Raw genomic sequence first — 15,881 nt, 5'->3', positions numbered from 1 at the left:
ACCGCCATCGGGAGCAAGCCCCCTCCCACATTGGTTCTCCATCATCCAAACCGGCTTTTTCCAACCGGAACAAGCTGTTACTGTACCGACCATAAAGCCCAAGCCGCCTGGATCGGATCTCTGACTTGAAGCGTCCCCTCCTTCTACTAATAAGTCTGGCCTTGAGCTTTGGTGCGCACGCGACGATAACCGAGAGCCACGGTTACACGCAGTTCGGCACGCTCAAGTACCCGGCCAAATTTACCCACTTCGATTGGGTAAACCCTGCAGCGCCGAAAGGCGGCACCCTGCGGGTGATGGCGTTTGGCACCTTCGACACCCTCAACCCCTACACCTTCAAGGGCTCAAGCCCGGTTTCCACACCCAATTTCCTGCAATACGGCGTCAATGAGCTGAACGAGCCGCTGATGGTCGGCACCGGCCAGTACGCGCCGTCCGGCGACGAGCCCGCGTCCAGCTACGGCCTGATCGCGCAGTCGGTGGAATACAGCGAGGACCGCAGCTGGGTAGTGTTCAACCTGCGCCCGCAAGCGCGTTTTCACGATGGCAAGCCGATCACCGCCTACGACGTCGCGTTTTCCTATCGCACCCTGCTCACTGAAGGCCATCCGCAGTACCGCACCAACCTGCAGGAAGTGGCCCGGGTGGACATTCTCAACCGCCATCGCATCCGCTTCGTGTTCAAGCGCGCGGGCAACCCGTTGCTGATCCTGCGCCTGGGCGAACTGCCGGTGCTGCCCCAGCATTACTGGAAGCACCGCGACTTCAAGGCCACTACCTTCGAGCCGCCCCTGGGCAGCGGCCCGTACCGCATCAGCAAGGTCACCCCGGGCCGGCAACTGGTGTTCGAGCGGGTCAAGGACTACTGGGGCAAGGACCTGCCAGTCAACCGAGGCTTTTACAACTACAACAGGGTCGAAGTGGAGTTCTACCGCGACAGCGATGTGGCGTTCGAGGCGTTCAAGGCCGGCGAGTTCGACATTTATATCGAGCACCAGGCCAAGAACTGGGCCAACGGCTACAACTTCCCGGCGGTCAACCGTGGCGAGGTGATCAAGGCGCAGATCGCCCACCAGATCCCTACCCAGAGCCAGGGCCTGTTCATGAATACCCGGCGGCCCACCTTCAGCCAGATCAAGGTGCGCGAAGCCCTGGGGCTGATGTTCGATTTCGAGTGGACCAACCGCGCCCTGTTCAGCAATGCCTATAAGCGCACCCTCAGCTATTACCCCAACAGCGAGTTCGCCGCCACGGGCATACCGGTCGGCCATGAATGGCTGATGCTCTCGCCTTACCGCGACCAGTTGCCGCCCAATCTGTTAACCCAAGCCTTCAGCCTGCCGCAGACCGACGGGCGCGGCATCCCTCGCGAAACCCTGCGTCGTGCCCTCGGCCTGCTCGGCGAGGCCGGCTGGAAACTGTCGGGCCAACACCTGCTGAACAAGGACGGACAACCGCTGCGCTTCGAGATTCTGCTGGTCAACCCGAACCTGGAACGCATCCTGCAGCCCTACGTCGAGAACCTGATCAGCATCGGCATCGACGCCCGCCTGCGCACCGTCGACCGCGCGCAATACAAGCAGCGCCTGGATCAGTTCGACTTCGACATGATCCTGATCACCCTCAACCAGACCCTCAGCCCAGGCCTGGAACAGTGGCAGTACTTCCACTCCAGCCAGGCCGCGATCAAGGGCAGCAAAAATTTCGCCGGCATTGCCAACCCGGTGGTCGATCACCTGCTGGACCAACTGCTCGCGGCCCAGACCCGCGAAGAACAACTGGCCGCCGGCCGCGCGCTGGACCGGGTGCTGCTGTGGCAGCACTACAGTATTCCCAACTGGTACCTCAACTATCATCGCCTGGCCTACCGCAACCGGTTCGCCTTTGTCACCACGCCGCCCTACAGCCTGGGCCTGAGCGCGTGGTGGCTGAAAGCTTCGGAGAAAGCCCAATGATGTCTTTGCGCAACGTCCTGCTGGGCAGCCTGTTGCTGTGCAGCGCCGCCCAGGCCGCGCCGCAGCATGCGCTGACCCTGTACAACGAGCCACCCAAGTACCCGGCCGACTTCAAGCACACCGATTACGTCAATCCGGACGCGCCCAAGGGCGGCACGTTTCGCGAGTCGAGCCTGACCGGCTTCGACAGCTTCAACCCGTTCATCAGCAAAGGCGTGCCCGCCGACAATATCGGCCTGATCTACGACACCCTGGCCACCCAGAGCCTGGATGAGCCCTTCACCGAATACGGCCTGGTGGCCGGCAAGATCGAAAAGGCCCCGGACAATAGCTGGGTGCGCTTCTACCTGCGCCCCGAGGCGCGCTTCCACGATGGCCACCCCATTCGCGCCGACGACGTGGTCTTCAGCTTCCAGACCCTGATCAAGGACGGCACCCCGCTCTATCGCACCTACTACGCCGATGTCGACGAAGTGATCGCCGAAGACCCGTTGCGCGTGCTGTTCAAGTTCAAGCGCACCAACAACCGCGAGCTGCCGCTGATCCTCGGCCAACTGCCGGTGCTGCCCAAGCACTGGTGGGCCAGCCGCGACTTCAACAAGGGCAACCTCGAGTTCCCCCTCGGCAGCGGCCCTTATCAAGTGGCCGAAGTGAAGGCCGGGCGGTCCGTGCGCTATGAACGAGTCAAGGACTACTGGGGCAAGGACCTGCCGATCAACAAGGGCCTGTACAACTTCGACAACCGCATCACCGACTATTACCGTGATGCCACCGTGGCCCTCGAAGCGCTCAAGGCCGGGCAGTTCGATTACTGGTCCGAGTTCAGCGCCAAGAACTGGGCGAATGCTTACAACGTACCGGCAGTCACCCAGGGTCGGCTGATCAAGGAAGAAATCCCCAACGGCAACCCCACCGGCATGCAGGGTTTTGTATTCAATATCCGCAAGCCGATGTTCCAGGACGTGCGCGTGCGCAAGGCCATCAGCCTGTTGCTGGACTTCGAGTGGAGCAACAAACAGCTGTTCAACGGCGCCTACACCCGCACCCGCAGCTATTTTGAAAACTCCGACATGGCCGCCACCGGCCTGCCCGGCCCCGATGAGCTGAACATTCTCGAGCCACTGCGCGACAAAATCCCGCCCGAGGTATTCACCCAGGCCTTCGAGCCGTCCAGAACCGACGGCAGCGGCATGATCCGCGCCCAGCAGCGCGAGGCCTACCAATTGCTGCAGCAGGCTGGCTGGAAGATCGTTGACGACAAGATGGTCGACGCCACCGGCACACCAGTGACCATCGAGTTCCTGCTGGCTCAGACCGAGTTCGAACGCATCCTGCTGCCGTTCAAGCGCAACCTGGCGGACCTGGGCATCAACCTGGTGATTCGCCGGGTCGACGTCTCCCAGTTCGTCACTCGCCTGCGCTCGCGGGACTTCGACATGGTGGTGGGCAGCTTCCCGCAATCCTCGTCGCCGGGTAATGAACAACGCGAGTTCTGGAAGTCCACCAGTGCCGAAAAGCCCGGCAGCCGCAACTACATCGGCCTCAAGGACCCGGCCATCGACCAACTGGTGGAGGAACTGATCGATTCGGACTCGCGCACCAGCCTGATCGCCCACGCCAAGGCCCTGGACCGCGTGCTGCAATTTGGCTACTACGTGATTCCCAACTGGCACATCAAGACCTTCCGCGTGGCCTACTGGAACAACCTCGGCCATCCGAAAGTGTCACCGCTGTACGACGTCGGCACCGCCACCTGGTGGGCCAAACCCAATGTGCCGCCGGTGACCGCCGCAGGCACCCAGGCTGACGCCGATCCGGCGAAGGGAGGCGATTGAATGCTGGCCTATATCGTTCGCCGCCTGTTACTGATCATTCCCACCCTGTTCGGGATACTGCTGATCAATTTCGTCATCATCCAGGCCGCCCCCGGTGGCCCGGTGGAACAGATGATCGCCAAGCTAGAAGGCTTTGAAGGCGCCACCAGCCGCATCGCCGGCGGCGGTGCCGAGGTGGCCGTGGCCGGCTCCAGCTACCGTGGCGCCCAAGGCCTGGACCCGGCGCTGATTCAGGAAATCGAGAAAATGTACGGCTTCGATAAATCGGCGCCGGAACGCTTGTGGATCATGGTCAAGAACTACGCCCGGCTGGACTTTGGCGACAGCTTCTTTCGTGACGCCAAGGTCATCGACCTGATCAGGGAAAAGATGCCGGTGTCCATCTCCCTTGGGTTATGGAGCACGCTGATCATGTACCTGGTGTCGATTCCCCTGGGGATCGCCAAGGCCACGCGGCACGGCAGCCATTTCGACGTGTGGACCAGCTCAGCAATCATCGTCGGCTACGCGATCCCCGCGTTCCTGTTCGCCATCCTGCTGATCGTGGTGTTTGCCGGCGGCAGTTACCTGGACTGGTTCCCCCTGCGCGGGCTCACCTCCAACAACTTCGACGAGCTGAGCGTGAGTGGCAAGATCCTCGATTACTTCTGGCACCTGGCGCTGCCCGTCACGGCGCTGGTGATCGGCAACTTCGCGACCATGACCCTGCTGACCAAGAACAGCTTTCTCGACGAGATCAACAAGCAATACGTGGTCACCGCCAAGGCCAAGGGCCTGACCAACCACCGCGTGCTCTACGGTCACGTGTTCCGCAACGCCATGCTGCTGGTGATCGCCGGATTCCCCTCGGCGTTCATCGGTATCTTCTTTACCGGTTCGCTGCTGGTTGAAGTGATCTTCTCCCTCGACGGCCTGGGCCTGATGAGTTTTGAAGCCGCCATCAACCGCGATTACCCGGTGGTGTTCGGCACGCTGTTCATCTTCACCCTGCTGGGGCTGGTGGTGAAACTGATCGGCGACCTCACCTACACCCTGGTCGATCCGCGTATCGACTTCGCCAGCCGGGAGCATTGAGATGAATCTGTCCCCCCTCAATCGCCGCCGGTTCGAGCGGTTCAAGGCGAACAAGCGTGGCTGGTGGTCGCTGTGGCTGTTCCTGATCCTGTTCGGCCTGAGCCTGGGCGCCGAGTTGATCGCCAACGACAAGCCACTGGCCGTGCACTACGACGGCGACTGGTATTTCCCGGCGCTCAAGCGCTACCCGGAGACCACCTTCGGCGGCGAATTCCCGCTGGAAGCCAACTACAAAAGCCCGTACATCCGCGAACTGCTCAAGGCCAAGGACGCCTGGACTCTGTGGGCGCCCATTCCGTTCAGCTACCAGAGCATCAACTACGACCTTAAGGTGCCGGCTCCCGCGCCACCGTCCAGCGTCAACCTGCTGGGCACCGATGACCAGGGCCGCGATGTGCTGGCGCGAGTGATCTACGGGTTTCGTGTGTCGGTATTGTTTGCGCTGACGTTGACCGTGCTCAGCTCGATCATCGGCGTGATTGCCGGCGCCTTGCAGGGCTTCTATGGCGGCTGGGTGGATCTGGCCGGGCAGCGCTTTCTGGAAATCTGGTCCGGTTTGCCGGTGCTTTATCTGCTGATCATCCTGGCCAGTTTTGTGCAGCCCAACTTCTGGTGGCTGCTGGGAATCATGCTGCTGTTCTCGTGGATGAGCCTGGTGGACGTGGTGCGCGCCGAGTTCCTGCGCGGGCGCAACCTTGAATACGTGCGTGCAGCCCGGGCACTGGGCATGCAGAACGGTGCGATCATGTTCCGCCACATCCTGCCCAATGCCATGGTCTCCACCATGACCTTCATGCCCTTCATCCTCACCGGCGCCATCGGCACCCTCACCGCCCTGGACTTCCTCGGTTTCGGCCTGCCGGCCGGCTCTCCGTCCCTGGGCGAGCTGGTAGCCCAGGGCAAATCCAACCTGCAAGCGCCGTGGCTGGGCATCAGTGCCTTTGCCGTGCTGGCGATCATGCTGAGTTTGCTGGTGTTTATCGGCGAGTCCGCTCGCGATGCCTTCGACCCGAGGAAATGAGATGAATCAGGACAATCTGATCGAAGTCCGCGACCTCTCCGTCGAGTTCGTCACGGGCGAGCACCACCACCGGGTGGTCAACAACCTCAGCTTCGACATCAAGCGCGGCGAAACTCTCGCCCTGGTAGGCGAAAGCGGGTCCGGCAAATCGGTCACCGCCCATTCGATTCTGCGCCTGCTGCCCTACCCGCTGGCGCGGCATCCGAGCGGCACTATCCGCTATGCCGGGCAAGACCTGCTGACGCTCAAGGAAAAGACCCTGCGGCATATTCGCGGCAACCGCATCGCGATGATCTTCCAGGAGCCGATGACCTCCTTGAACCCGCTGCACAGCATCGAAAAACAGATCAACGAAGTACTCGGCCTGCACAAGGGCCTCACCGGCAAGGTGGCCACCCGGCGCACGCTGGAACTGCTCGAACTGGTGGGCATTCCCGAGCCACACAAGCGCCTCAAGGCCCTGCCCCACGAACTGTCCGGTGGGCAGCGCCAGCGCGTGATGATCGCCATGGCCCTGGTCAACGAGCCGGAACTATTGATCGCCGACGAGCCGACCACCGCCCTCGACGTCACCGTGCAACTGAAAATTCTCGAACTGCTCAAGGAACTGCAGGCGCGGCTGGGCATGTCGCTGCTGTTGATCAGCCACGACTTGAACCTGGTTCGGCGCATTGCCCATCGGGTGTGCGTGATGCAACAGGGTTGCATCGTCGAACAGGCCGACTGCGAGACCTTGTTCCAGTCGCCGCAGCACCCTTACACCCAGGAACTGCTGGCGGCGGAACCCAGCGGAGGGCCGGCCACCAATGAAGTTGGGCCACCCTTGCTGGAAGTCGACGACCTGAAGGTCTGGTTCCCGATCAAGAAGGGCTTTCTGCGCAGTACCGTCGATTACGTCAAGGCGGTGGACGGCATCAACTTCAGCCTGCCCCAGGGCCAGACCCTGGGCATCGTCGGTGAGAGCGGCTCGGGCAAATCCACCCTGGGCCTGGCGATCCTGCGGTTGATCGCGAGCAAGGGCGGCATTCGTTTCGAAGGCCAGCAGTTGGATCAGCTCACTCAGCAACAGGTGCGGCCGTTGCGTCGGGAGATGCAGGTGGTGTTCCAGGACCCGTTCGGCAGTTTGAGCCCGCGGATGTGCGTCAGTGAAATCGTCGGTGAAGGCCTGCGCATTCACAGGATGGGCACAGCGGCTGAACAGGAGGCGGCGATTATTGCGGCGCTCAAGGAAGTGGGTCTGGACCCGGCGTCGCGGCACCGCTACCCCCACGAGTTTTCCGGCGGGCAACGCCAGCGTATTGCTATTGCACGGGCGCTGGTGCTCAAGCCCAGGCTGATTTTGCTCGACGAACCGACTTCAGCGCTGGATCGCACGGTGCAGCGCCAGGTGGTGGAGTTGTTGCGCGGGTTGCAGGCCAAATACAACCTGACCTATTTGTTCATCAGCCATGATTTGGCGGTCGTCAAAGCGTTGAGTCATCAGTTGATGGTGGTGAAACAGGGACAAGTGGTGGAACAGGGCGATGCGGCGACGATCTTTGCCGATCCCCAACATGGGTATACGCGTCAATTGCTGGAGGCCGCTTTTCTGGTGCCTGCTGCGGGGGCGTGACTTCGGCATTCGTCACCAAATAAATGAACTTTCTGCTCTGGATCAATCCCTAAACCTGCCTAATCGTTATCATCGGTGACGCTTTCAGGCGCGGTGGCCTACCTCCACCCTCGCCTGAGAGGAAGTCATGCACCGCAGAGGTAAGCTCGGGATGCAACACAAACTGTCGAACAACCTGCAACCATTGCTGTTCAAGGCCTTGCTGTGGCTGGGCGGGGTCGCTCTGCTGTTCCTGATCAAGGACGTGGTCGAGATATTTTCAGACGAACCGGTCGCCGGAACCTGGGTGGACCTGACGCTGGTACTGACGGCCTACCTGATGTTCTTTCTGTTGCAGCCGATCAGTTCCAGAATCGACCGTCGTCTGCGCAAACGCGCACGGCGCAACCTGCAGACCGACCTCTGAGATCTTGCTAAGGAGCACGCCCTTGTCCCAACCCGGCGATAACCATCAACTCGCCCTGGATCGCTTCCTGAGCGATCACCCGGCACTTGCAACCGAGCTGGACACCCTGAACCCGCTCGCTGCCCGGGCCAAGGGTGAAACCCTGGCGGAATACCGCGCCGAGCGCCTGAACGAAGCCTTTGAAGCCGAAGCCGAGCGTCAGGGTCTGTTCGCCTGGGAGTTGACACTCAAGCTCACCGCCGAATCGCCCGAAACCTTCGCCGCCCAGCGTCTCGAGGTGCATAGGGAAGTGGCGCAAATGGCGGGCCTGAGCTGGGCTGAGTATTGCAAGCTGTATGACGTGGTCGGGTAATCCCTGGCTACGCAAACCCGTACCATGATCGGCCGGCCAGTGCCTCGCGCAGTTCGGCAACCGTGATCGTTCGTTGCTCCGGATCTGTCGCCAATGCCGCGCGCAAGGCCGCCCAGCAATGACGAGGTAACTGGCGGGGTCTGTCGAGCGCTTGAGTGAGTTTACGTTCGTGCGGACGCCGCCCTTGCGCCATCTCGTACAACACGCACGCTACGCCATACACATCCGCCGACGCTGAAAGCTGCGCCCCATCCAGCAGCTCCGGCGCGGCATAAGCGGGCGTCCAGGCGCTGATGCGATGACGGTCCAGACCTGGCAGCCCGGTCACTGCCTGCGACTGGCCCAAGCCAAAATCGAACAGACGTATCCCCGTCTCCCCCACCATGACATTGCCCGGCTTCACGTCGCCATGCAGCACGCCCCGCCCATGGGCGTAGGCCAATGCGTCCAGCAGTTGCAATGCCATTGGCTGCCACTCATGCCAGCCGAGGCCGTGAGGACGTTCCAGCATGAGCCGGTCCAGGGTCATGCCGTGCATCAGCTCCATGGTGAAAAACACCAATTGGCGGGAGGTATCGACGTCGAACCCGAATAGGCGAACCACACCCGGGTGCCATAAGCCCCGTGTAAGGGAGAACTCGCTGTACAGCATCACATGGCCATCGGGGCACTCGGAAAAACACTCGCCGAGTACTTTCAAGGCGACGCTGGAGCAAGGTTCGCCGAACTGCTCATGCAACAGGTCGCGAGCGCGGTAGACCACGCCCATGCCTCCGATGCCCAGCACGCGTTCGAGCCGATAGCGCCCGGCGAGCAGGTCGCCGGTACACAAGGGCATTGTCATCGCTGGATCACCACGGCCGTGAGGTCGTCTCGCGCCGCGCCGCACAATACCGACTCAAACACCCGATCCAGCATCTGTCGCGGTGTGTTCAGGCTCAGCGCCTGGCTCAGCTCGCTATGATCAAGTGCCTGGTAGACACCGTCGCTGCACAGCAAAAATACATCGCCAGGACGTGTACCGAGTTCCAGCACCTCAAGATGCAAGCGCTCGCGCGCGCCAACCGCACGGGTCAGGGCCCTCGCATCCGGGTGAGCACCGGCCTGCTGCGCGTCCATCCGGTGCTCTTCCATCAGTTGCCGCATTCGCGAATGATCCCGGGACAGTTGGTAAAGACTTTGCCCACGCCACAGATAGCAGCGGCTGTCCCCAGCCCAGACACATGCCGCGCGATCGCCCTCCAGCAGCAGTGCTACAACGGTGCTGCCGATAATGTCATGCGGACCCTGCGCCGTATGCCGCAGTTGCCGGTTGACCTCTTGCAGGCAACGCCGAACAGCGCCCACGCGCTGATCAAGGTCGCCGTGACCAGCCATTGACGCCAGGCTGCTCACCACCCACTGGCTGGCCACGTCCCCGGCGCGATGTCCACCCATGCCATCCGCCACCGCCCAACACCCCCGCTCCGGGCAATCGAGCAATGCATCCTCGTTGCGTGAGCGATCCCTGCCGCATAGCGTATGGCCGGCACTGCGCCAGCGCGCAGGCGCCTGGCTCACAGTTGCTCCGGCAACCGGAAGGTGCGCCAGTCCGCCATCTGAAACGGGCTGGGCGTCCGCTGACTGGTCAGCAGGTAGTTGGCGCGCAAGCCTGCCAGGTCGGACTTGAGCACTTGCGCATCCCGACCGCTGGCGGGCTCGCTGTGCAGCAAGTCAAACAACCTGAACACCGACCAGGCTCCGCTATTTCTTTCAATACCCAACGGCCGCTCGGCGCCCCGCTCCAGCACCAGGCTACTGCGACCATTGTCACCCTCGACAGGCCACTGGAACGTCATGGGTACGATGGGCCCATGGCGGTATTCCAGCTGTTGATCGCCCAGGCGCAGGATCGCGCGATTGACCGCCTGATCCAGGCTGTAGGGCGCCAGGCTGAAACGCACCGACAACTCGCCTTGCTCGCTGAAAAAACCGCGCCGGATAAGCTGCACCTTACTCAGTTGATCCAGCAGCAAGCGCGACACAGGCAAGCTGCGACCGTCGATGCCCCGCAGACGATGCCGACTGCCATCGGCGCTGATAAAAGGTCGCAGGTAAGTCTCCTGAAACCTTGCCAGCACGCCCTGAGGGCCGAAAAATTCCTGAAAGTCACTGAGGGCGACATCGCCGCCCGCGGTGGCATTGAACGGATACCGCTGGCGAATGGCTTTGCTGTAAACGCTGTACACCTCGCTCTGGTAACGCTGGTTCACATGCACGTAGGCCTCCTCCAGCAGGCGCTGCCAGGTGTCGTCCGCAATCGCGCCGACCCACGCAGACAGCGGCAGCGGCAACCGGGCGGCGCCGTCGCGCAAATTGCCGAGCAGATCCTGCTGGCCATCCATGCGCCGCTTGACCCTGTGGAAGGCCGCCTGCTCCGGCGAACTTTCCCGAGTCAGCGTCGCCAGTTGCAACTGCAACTGATCGGACAGTTGCAGCACATGGCTCACTGCCGTGCCAGGGTTGTGCTGCTCATCCAGCAACTGGTGCAAGGGTTCAAAACGTCGCTGCAACGCGCGTCGAGCGGTATCCGCCTGGGTATGCCGCTGCAATGGGCCGGCTAATATGGCACCTGCCGCCTCGACCTTTGCGCCGAGTTCCCCGACCTGACTTGCGATGTCGCCCAGGCGCTCGCTCGCGGGCAACAACCGGGTATTTTCCCTGACCTGCTGCAACACCTGCACCAATGGCGACTGGGCTGATGTTAGGCCTGCCAGTTGCTCGGCAGCTCTTTTGAGGCTGCTGGCTTCCTGGAGCCGGATGCGACCCAGTGCGTCGCTCCAGGCCTCGGCGTACTCGCTGAAATAGCGTTGTTCCAGTTCGAGCATCAGCCGGCGCAAGTCCATGGCACTGAGGTCATTCGCCTCGCCGAGCACCCAGTTATCCTGGGCGATGGCATTCACCAGGCGCGCACCCTGCGCCTCGAAATACAGCCAGTATTTTTTGCTGTAGAACCCCGGTATAGGCTGATCACTCGCAGCGAACAGGCTGCCCTCGGCAAGCCGCAAAGGCTCCAGGTTGCGTGCCTGCTCTCGCAGCATCCGATAAACCACATCGGCCAGGGACTCACCGCGCAAGGCCTGGCGTGCTTGCGCCACCAGGTCATCGTCAAGCGGCGCCACGAAGGTTTGCCCCAGCAAACGCGCCAGATGCAGGTTCAAGCGCGTTTGCGCCGAGCCGTCGGCGGCGTGGCGTGCAGACCAAAGCGCGGCCATATGCTGCGTCAGCCAAGGATTGTCACGACGTTCCGGCAGCGCCAGCATCAGGTAGGCGCGCAGGTTGTCCAGCAGACGCTCACGGTCACCAAGATTGTTGCGCACCTGCTCTTCAAGCAATGCAGCCACCCGCGGCAACAATTGTTGTTGCAGGGATTGTGCGTAGGCATCCATCAACGTCGGGCGGCTCGCCGCGCCCTGATACAGTCCCGCGCGCTCCACCCAGCCGACCTCCCGTGATGGCGGAAAAACCCCGGTTGCCGCAAGGCGCGCATCCAGCAGCGGCAACGCCTCAAGCGCACCGTCCGTAACCGGCGGCTCCACGGCCAGTGCCACCAACTGCGACAGACGCTGCTGATTGAGCGCATAACTGTTAGCCCACGACCACCCCGCCCCGCCGATAACAAGCGATGCCGCCAGCGCGCCTGCCCACTGGCGCCGGCGAATGCGCTGTTGCTCCTGGCCCTGGAGAGCGGCCAGGCCTGCCTCGGCAAAAATCACCCGGTTGAACAGGCCCTGGATAAAACGGGCACGCGGCTCGGCAGCGCTGGTCAGGTAGAAGCCGCGCAAGCCGTTGATGCGCTGGTAGCGATGTGCGGAAAACCCCAACTCGATAAACGCGCACAGGCGCTCGCCCAGTTGCGCCGCGTGTTGTGCAAAATCCAGCATCGGCCCGCGATGCTGCGGGTTACGCTGCTGGTGCAGGCGCGGGATCAACTCACCACTCAAGCGCTGCAACAAGGCTTCGAAAGCCTGGCGCACCTGGGCTATTTCGACTCCCGCCGCGTCTGCAACCAGGCATTCCCCCAGCACCGCTTCGGCAGCATCACCCTGGGCTGAATCGAAGTATTCGGCAAAGCCCGTCAGTCGGTCGGCCTGGGTCAGGACCAGGTAGACGGGCACATCGACACGCAGGGTTCGCTGGACGTCCTGCAACCGCGTATGTACATGCCGTGCGTGATGGTCCAGATCGTGATCGTTCAGGCCTATCAGCGTGTCCACCGACAGGGTCACCACAACGCCATTGAGCGGGCGCACACGCCAGCGTGTCCTCAGCAGTCGCAGCAGCATTGACCAGCCCGCAGCATCCACCGCCCGATCGGCCTGGGTCAGGTAGCGACCGGCAGTGTCGACCAGGACCGCGTTATCGGCAAAATACCAATCACAATAAGGCGTCTGCCCGGTCGAGGTCGGTTCGAGCCGGTCGAGTGGAAATTGCAGGCCACTGGCGGCCAACAGGCGTGTCTTGCCACTCTGCGTCGCGCCGATCAGCAGGTACCAGGGCAAATCGTCACGCCAGCGCTGACTGCGCTCGCCGTATCGGCCAGAGGTTTTCAGGGTATGCAGCGCTTCCTTGAAGCGACCTCGCACTTGGTTTTGCTCGTTTTCAATGCGCTGGTATTGCGTCTGGTCGGCCTGATGCTCAGGCGTTCGAAGGCGCGCTGCACGCCGCGCGCCTGCCACAACCATGGCCAGCCCCCACAGCAGAAACAACACGCTGATGGTCAACAAACGAGCGGTCGACGACGCCCAGAACCGGTAATCGTCCACCGCCAGCAAAGGCCCCACGAACCAGACCAGCAGTGCGCTTGCAAGCACCAGCAGCAGGCTCCACACCCACATCTGAGCCAGCATGGCGCCCGCGTTCCTTACGAATGCGTTCATTCATTGCTCCAGCGTTACAGGGGCGTCCGAGTCAGGTCCGGCGCCGAAAATTGAAAGGGTTGCAGGACCTTCGTACGCTCGGTGGCCAACACCCAGGCAAAACCCGAGTACATCGCCAACAGGCAGAGCAGGCACACTGCCGCCGCCCAGGGCGCAGAGATCAGCAACAGCCTTTTGCGGCGTACCGGCTCCATTGCCGACGGCAACGCCAGCACGGGCGGCGGGTCTCCCCTCACCTGCCGGATCTGCCGATACAGGCCGTCGCGTACCGCTTCGAGCTGCACCACGCCGCGTTCCATGACGCGGTATTTGCCCTCGAAACCCAGCGACAGACACAGGTACAGCAGTTCAAGGAGCGCGAGGTGCTTGAGCGGGTCGCGGGACAGTCGCTCCAGCAACTGAAAGACCTTTTCGCCACCGAAGGTCTCGTTATGAAAGCGACTGAGCAGGCTCATCTTCGACCAGTCGCCTGCGGTCCCCCATGAGGTGGTCACCACGGCTTCATCCAGCACGCTGCAGATTACGTAGCGCGCCGACATGACCGCTGCGTGATCCGCACCTTCATGCAGGGCGCGTGTCTCGAACTGAGTGATCCCCGCCGACAGCCGTTCATTAAGGGTATGCAAACTCTCACGGCCGACGCTGGCACTGAGCCGATGCGGCTGCGACAGCAGCTCCCAGGCAGCGGATACCAGGGGATTGAGCCCGGCATTGAACATCTGCAGACCCTGCGCCTGAGCGGCATAGATCATGCGGTCTTCCAGCTGTTCGAAACGCGGCGGCGACGGGAAATCCGTCAGCGGCCCCTGCACCGGTCCCGGACCGTCGCGGTCGAGCAGGACGGTTTTCTCGTCCTGAGGGTAGTCACTGTCCCTGTTCATGATGTTCAGTTCCTGATGGCCCAGAAGTTGAGTTCGAGCGCGGTAAATTCGCCGCCCACATGGAAGGCAAAACCACCTGACTGCTCCAGTTGCGTGATATCGCGGGCGCTGAGTTCGAGCATGAAATAGGTTTTACCGGCATGAAACGGCAGTTGGCGCGGCGCCACCGGCAGCGGCTTGACCTTGATGCCGGCCAGATGCAGGTTGACCAGCTCGCGTATACGCTCCACCGGTCCGACCTTGAGGTGGGCCGGCAAACGCTGGCGCAGCTCCTCCGACTCACAGTGGGCGCTGGCCGCGAGAACGAAGGTGGCGCTGCCCAGCAAATTGAGGTCGCCCACGGGGCAGACCAGCACGCCGTACTGGCGCGGTTGCAGCACCAGTTCCATGGCATGCTGTTCCTGCACCATGGACAGCGCGCTTCGCAGCCCTTCCATCAAGCCGCGAAAACTGGCGCCCTGGTCGTTGTGCCGATAACGCACGTCCCACTGCGCCCGCCGGGTGTCGTGGGCAAAGGTCGACAATTCGCCGAGGATGCCCAGTAACTCTCGGTACAACGCTTGCGGACGAACCTGGGCCTGGCTCAGGTAATGGCGCAGCACCAGCTCGCCCCGATTGATCAACTGCAGCATCAGAAAGTCCGCAATGTGCGTACCCGAAGCCGCACCATTGCCCTGAACCCGCTCGGCAATGGCGTCCCCGCGACACGCCAGCAGACTGATCACTTCCTTGAGGCACGCGCCCACATAACCCGCGCCCTGGAGATAGATGAAGGTCGGCACGAAGTCCGCATCCAGGCTCACACCGTCGTCCTGCGTGGCGTCCAGTACTTGAGCGACCTGAAGCGTCACGAACGTCTGGTTACTGTGCTGTTCGCCCAGCAACAGGCGCAGATCCGGATGTCCACAGCTGATCTGGCAGCGTGAGTCGACCCCCGCATTCGAATCACCGACCTCTGTGGTACAGGTGACATAGCGGGCCACCACATCGACCTGCTCCGGTTGACGGGCCTCGATCTGATTACCAATCGCCAACGGTAATGCCAGGTAAATACCCTGTCTGCCGACGTTGGCCGGCACCTGCAGCATCAGCGGTTCCATGGCGCCGCTCAGCTCGAACAGGCTGCCATCGGGCAACACGCCACTGGCCTGGGTCACGACAAACTTGCCGAGCTTGAGGTACTGCACATCCACTTCAAGGCTGAGAAACCCCCAGGCATCACTGCCCAGCAAACGGGTGCGATTGAGTTGCTGGTTGTAGTAGCGGTCCTGGTGTTGCAGGTGCTGGGGCCGCAACAACATGCCTTCCTGCCAGATAACGTTATGAGCCTGCATATCAGTTCTCCAACGCATCGGCGGGCAGGTTGGCGAGGCGTATGCCGTCCTCGTCCAGCACCAGGTCGGCACGGGTCAATCGGCCCGGTGTCACCGGCATTACCAGCCGCCATTGCACGTGAGGCAAGTCGCGATAGGCTGCGAGCACACCCACATAGCGACTGTGCGGCCCGACGCTGAGTTTGAGTGCCAGGCGGTCGCCGGGGCGCATTTCAAGTTCTTCTGCGCTCACCCAGTCCTTGGGCAGCGTCTGTTCGGCACGCCCATACAGGCTGAAGAAGTCCGCGTTTTCGAACGCTGCGGGGTGGCGCAGCTCAATCAGCTGCATGACCACCGGAGAGGGACGACCGTGCAGGTCGGGATTGACCCGTTCGCTGGCCGTCACTGTCAGGTCGAGTTTGGTCAGGGTCGAAAAGGGCGACAATGCGCTGCACCCGGCCAGCAAGCCGAGCAGCACCCACATTGATACAAAGGTTGCTCTGTGCATGAACA

13 protein-coding genes are annotated in these 15,881 nt (G+C 62.1%); 7 read left to right on the top strand and 6 right to left on the bottom strand.

The features are described from left to right. The first annotated feature begins 125 nt into the window (after nt 1–125). The 7 genes from VRB54_RS09800 (at nt 126) to VRB54_RS09770 (ending at nt 8,255) form a co-directional block, all read left to right on the top strand. The gene (locus VRB54_RS09800; protein WP_338480600.1) at nt 126–1,955 is read left to right on the top strand and encodes an extracellular solute-binding protein; all 1,830 of its coding nucleotides are present in this window, start codon (nt 126–128) and stop codon (nt 1,953–1,955) included. Further along, the gene (locus VRB54_RS09795) at nt 1,952–3,790 is read left to right on the top strand and encodes an extracellular solute-binding protein (RefSeq protein WP_338480598.1); all 1,839 of its coding nucleotides are present in this window, start codon (nt 1,952–1,954) and stop codon (nt 3,788–3,790) included. Before VRB54_RS09800 ends, VRB54_RS09795 begins: the two co-directional genes overlap by 4 nt. Then, nucleotides 3,791–4,864: a microcin C ABC transporter permease YejB gene (locus VRB54_RS09790; RefSeq protein WP_209981197.1), complete on the top strand. Its 1,074-nt coding sequence runs from the start codon at nt 3,791–3,793 to the stop codon at nt 4,862–4,864. Nucleotide 4,865: 1 nt separating this feature from the next. After that, a complete protein-coding gene (locus VRB54_RS09785) occupies nt 4,866–5,885 on the top strand; it encodes an ABC transporter permease (RefSeq protein WP_003235508.1) in 1,020 nt (339 codons plus the stop codon). A gap of 1 nt (nt 5,886) precedes the next feature. After that, nucleotides 5,887–7,497: an ABC transporter ATP-binding protein gene (locus VRB54_RS09780; RefSeq protein WP_338480596.1), complete on the top strand. Its 1,611-nt coding sequence runs from the start codon at nt 5,887–5,889 to the stop codon at nt 7,495–7,497. A 151-nt stretch (nt 7,498–7,648) separates the two neighbouring features. After that, a complete protein-coding gene (locus tag VRB54_RS09775; RefSeq protein WP_209981193.1) occupies nt 7,649–7,903 on the top strand; it encodes a hypothetical protein in 255 nt (84 codons plus the stop codon). Nucleotides 7,904–7,925: 22 nt separating this feature from the next. After that, nucleotides 7,926–8,255, top strand: coding sequence for a DUF6388 family protein (locus VRB54_RS09770; RefSeq protein WP_338480595.1), 330 nt, complete (start codon nt 7,926–7,928; stop codon nt 8,253–8,255). A gap of 7 nt (nt 8,256–8,262) precedes the next feature. On the opposite strand, the gene VRB54_RS09765 is transcribed toward VRB54_RS09770, so the two are convergent. From VRB54_RS09765 to tssJ, 6 genes are read right to left on the bottom strand one after another with little or no spacing between them, the layout of a single operon-like run. After that, nucleotides 8,263–9,099, bottom strand: a complete 837-nt coding sequence (locus VRB54_RS09765; protein ID WP_338480594.1) for a serine/threonine-protein kinase — start codon at nt 9,097–9,099, stop codon at nt 8,263–8,265. Then, nucleotides 9,096–9,815, bottom strand: coding sequence for a PP2C family serine/threonine-protein phosphatase (locus tag VRB54_RS09760; RefSeq protein ID WP_338480592.1), 720 nt, complete (start codon nt 9,813–9,815; stop codon nt 9,096–9,098). The genes VRB54_RS09765 and VRB54_RS09760 overlap by 4 nt, the downstream gene beginning before the upstream one ends. Beyond that, complete coding sequence (gene tssM, locus VRB54_RS09755; RefSeq protein WP_338480591.1) at nt 9,812–13,174, bottom strand: type VI secretion system membrane subunit TssM; 3,363 nt, start codon at nt 13,172–13,174, stop codon at nt 9,812–9,814. Before tssM ends, VRB54_RS09760 begins: the two co-directional genes overlap by 4 nt. 14 nt (nt 13,175–13,188) lie before the next feature. Then, the gene (gene icmH, locus VRB54_RS09750; RefSeq protein ID WP_338480589.1) at nt 13,189–14,055 is read right to left on the bottom strand and encodes a type IVB secretion system protein IcmH/DotU; all 867 of its coding nucleotides are present in this window, start codon (nt 14,053–14,055) and stop codon (nt 13,189–13,191) included. Between the two features lie 5 nt (nt 14,056–14,060). Next, nucleotides 14,061–15,389: a type VI secretion system baseplate subunit TssK gene (gene tssK, locus VRB54_RS09745; RefSeq protein ID WP_338480588.1), complete on the bottom strand. Its 1,329-nt coding sequence runs from the start codon at nt 15,387–15,389 to the stop codon at nt 14,061–14,063. Between the two features lies 1 nt (nt 15,390). After that, on the bottom strand, nt 15,391–15,876 hold the full coding sequence (gene tssJ / locus VRB54_RS09740; protein ID WP_338480587.1) for a type VI secretion system lipoprotein TssJ: 486 nt from the start codon (nt 15,874–15,876) through the stop codon (nt 15,391–15,393). Nucleotides 15,877–15,881: the final 5 nt, after the last annotated feature.

Origin of the sequence: Pseudomonas trivialis (genome assembly GCF_036864995.1) — a bacterium.
Taxonomy (GTDB): Bacteria; Pseudomonadota; Gammaproteobacteria; order Pseudomonadales; family Pseudomonadaceae; genus Aquipseudomonas; species Aquipseudomonas trivialis.
The sequence above is the reverse complement of the archived record's forward strand: the minus strand, read 5'-3'. Positions and strand labels throughout refer to the sequence as shown.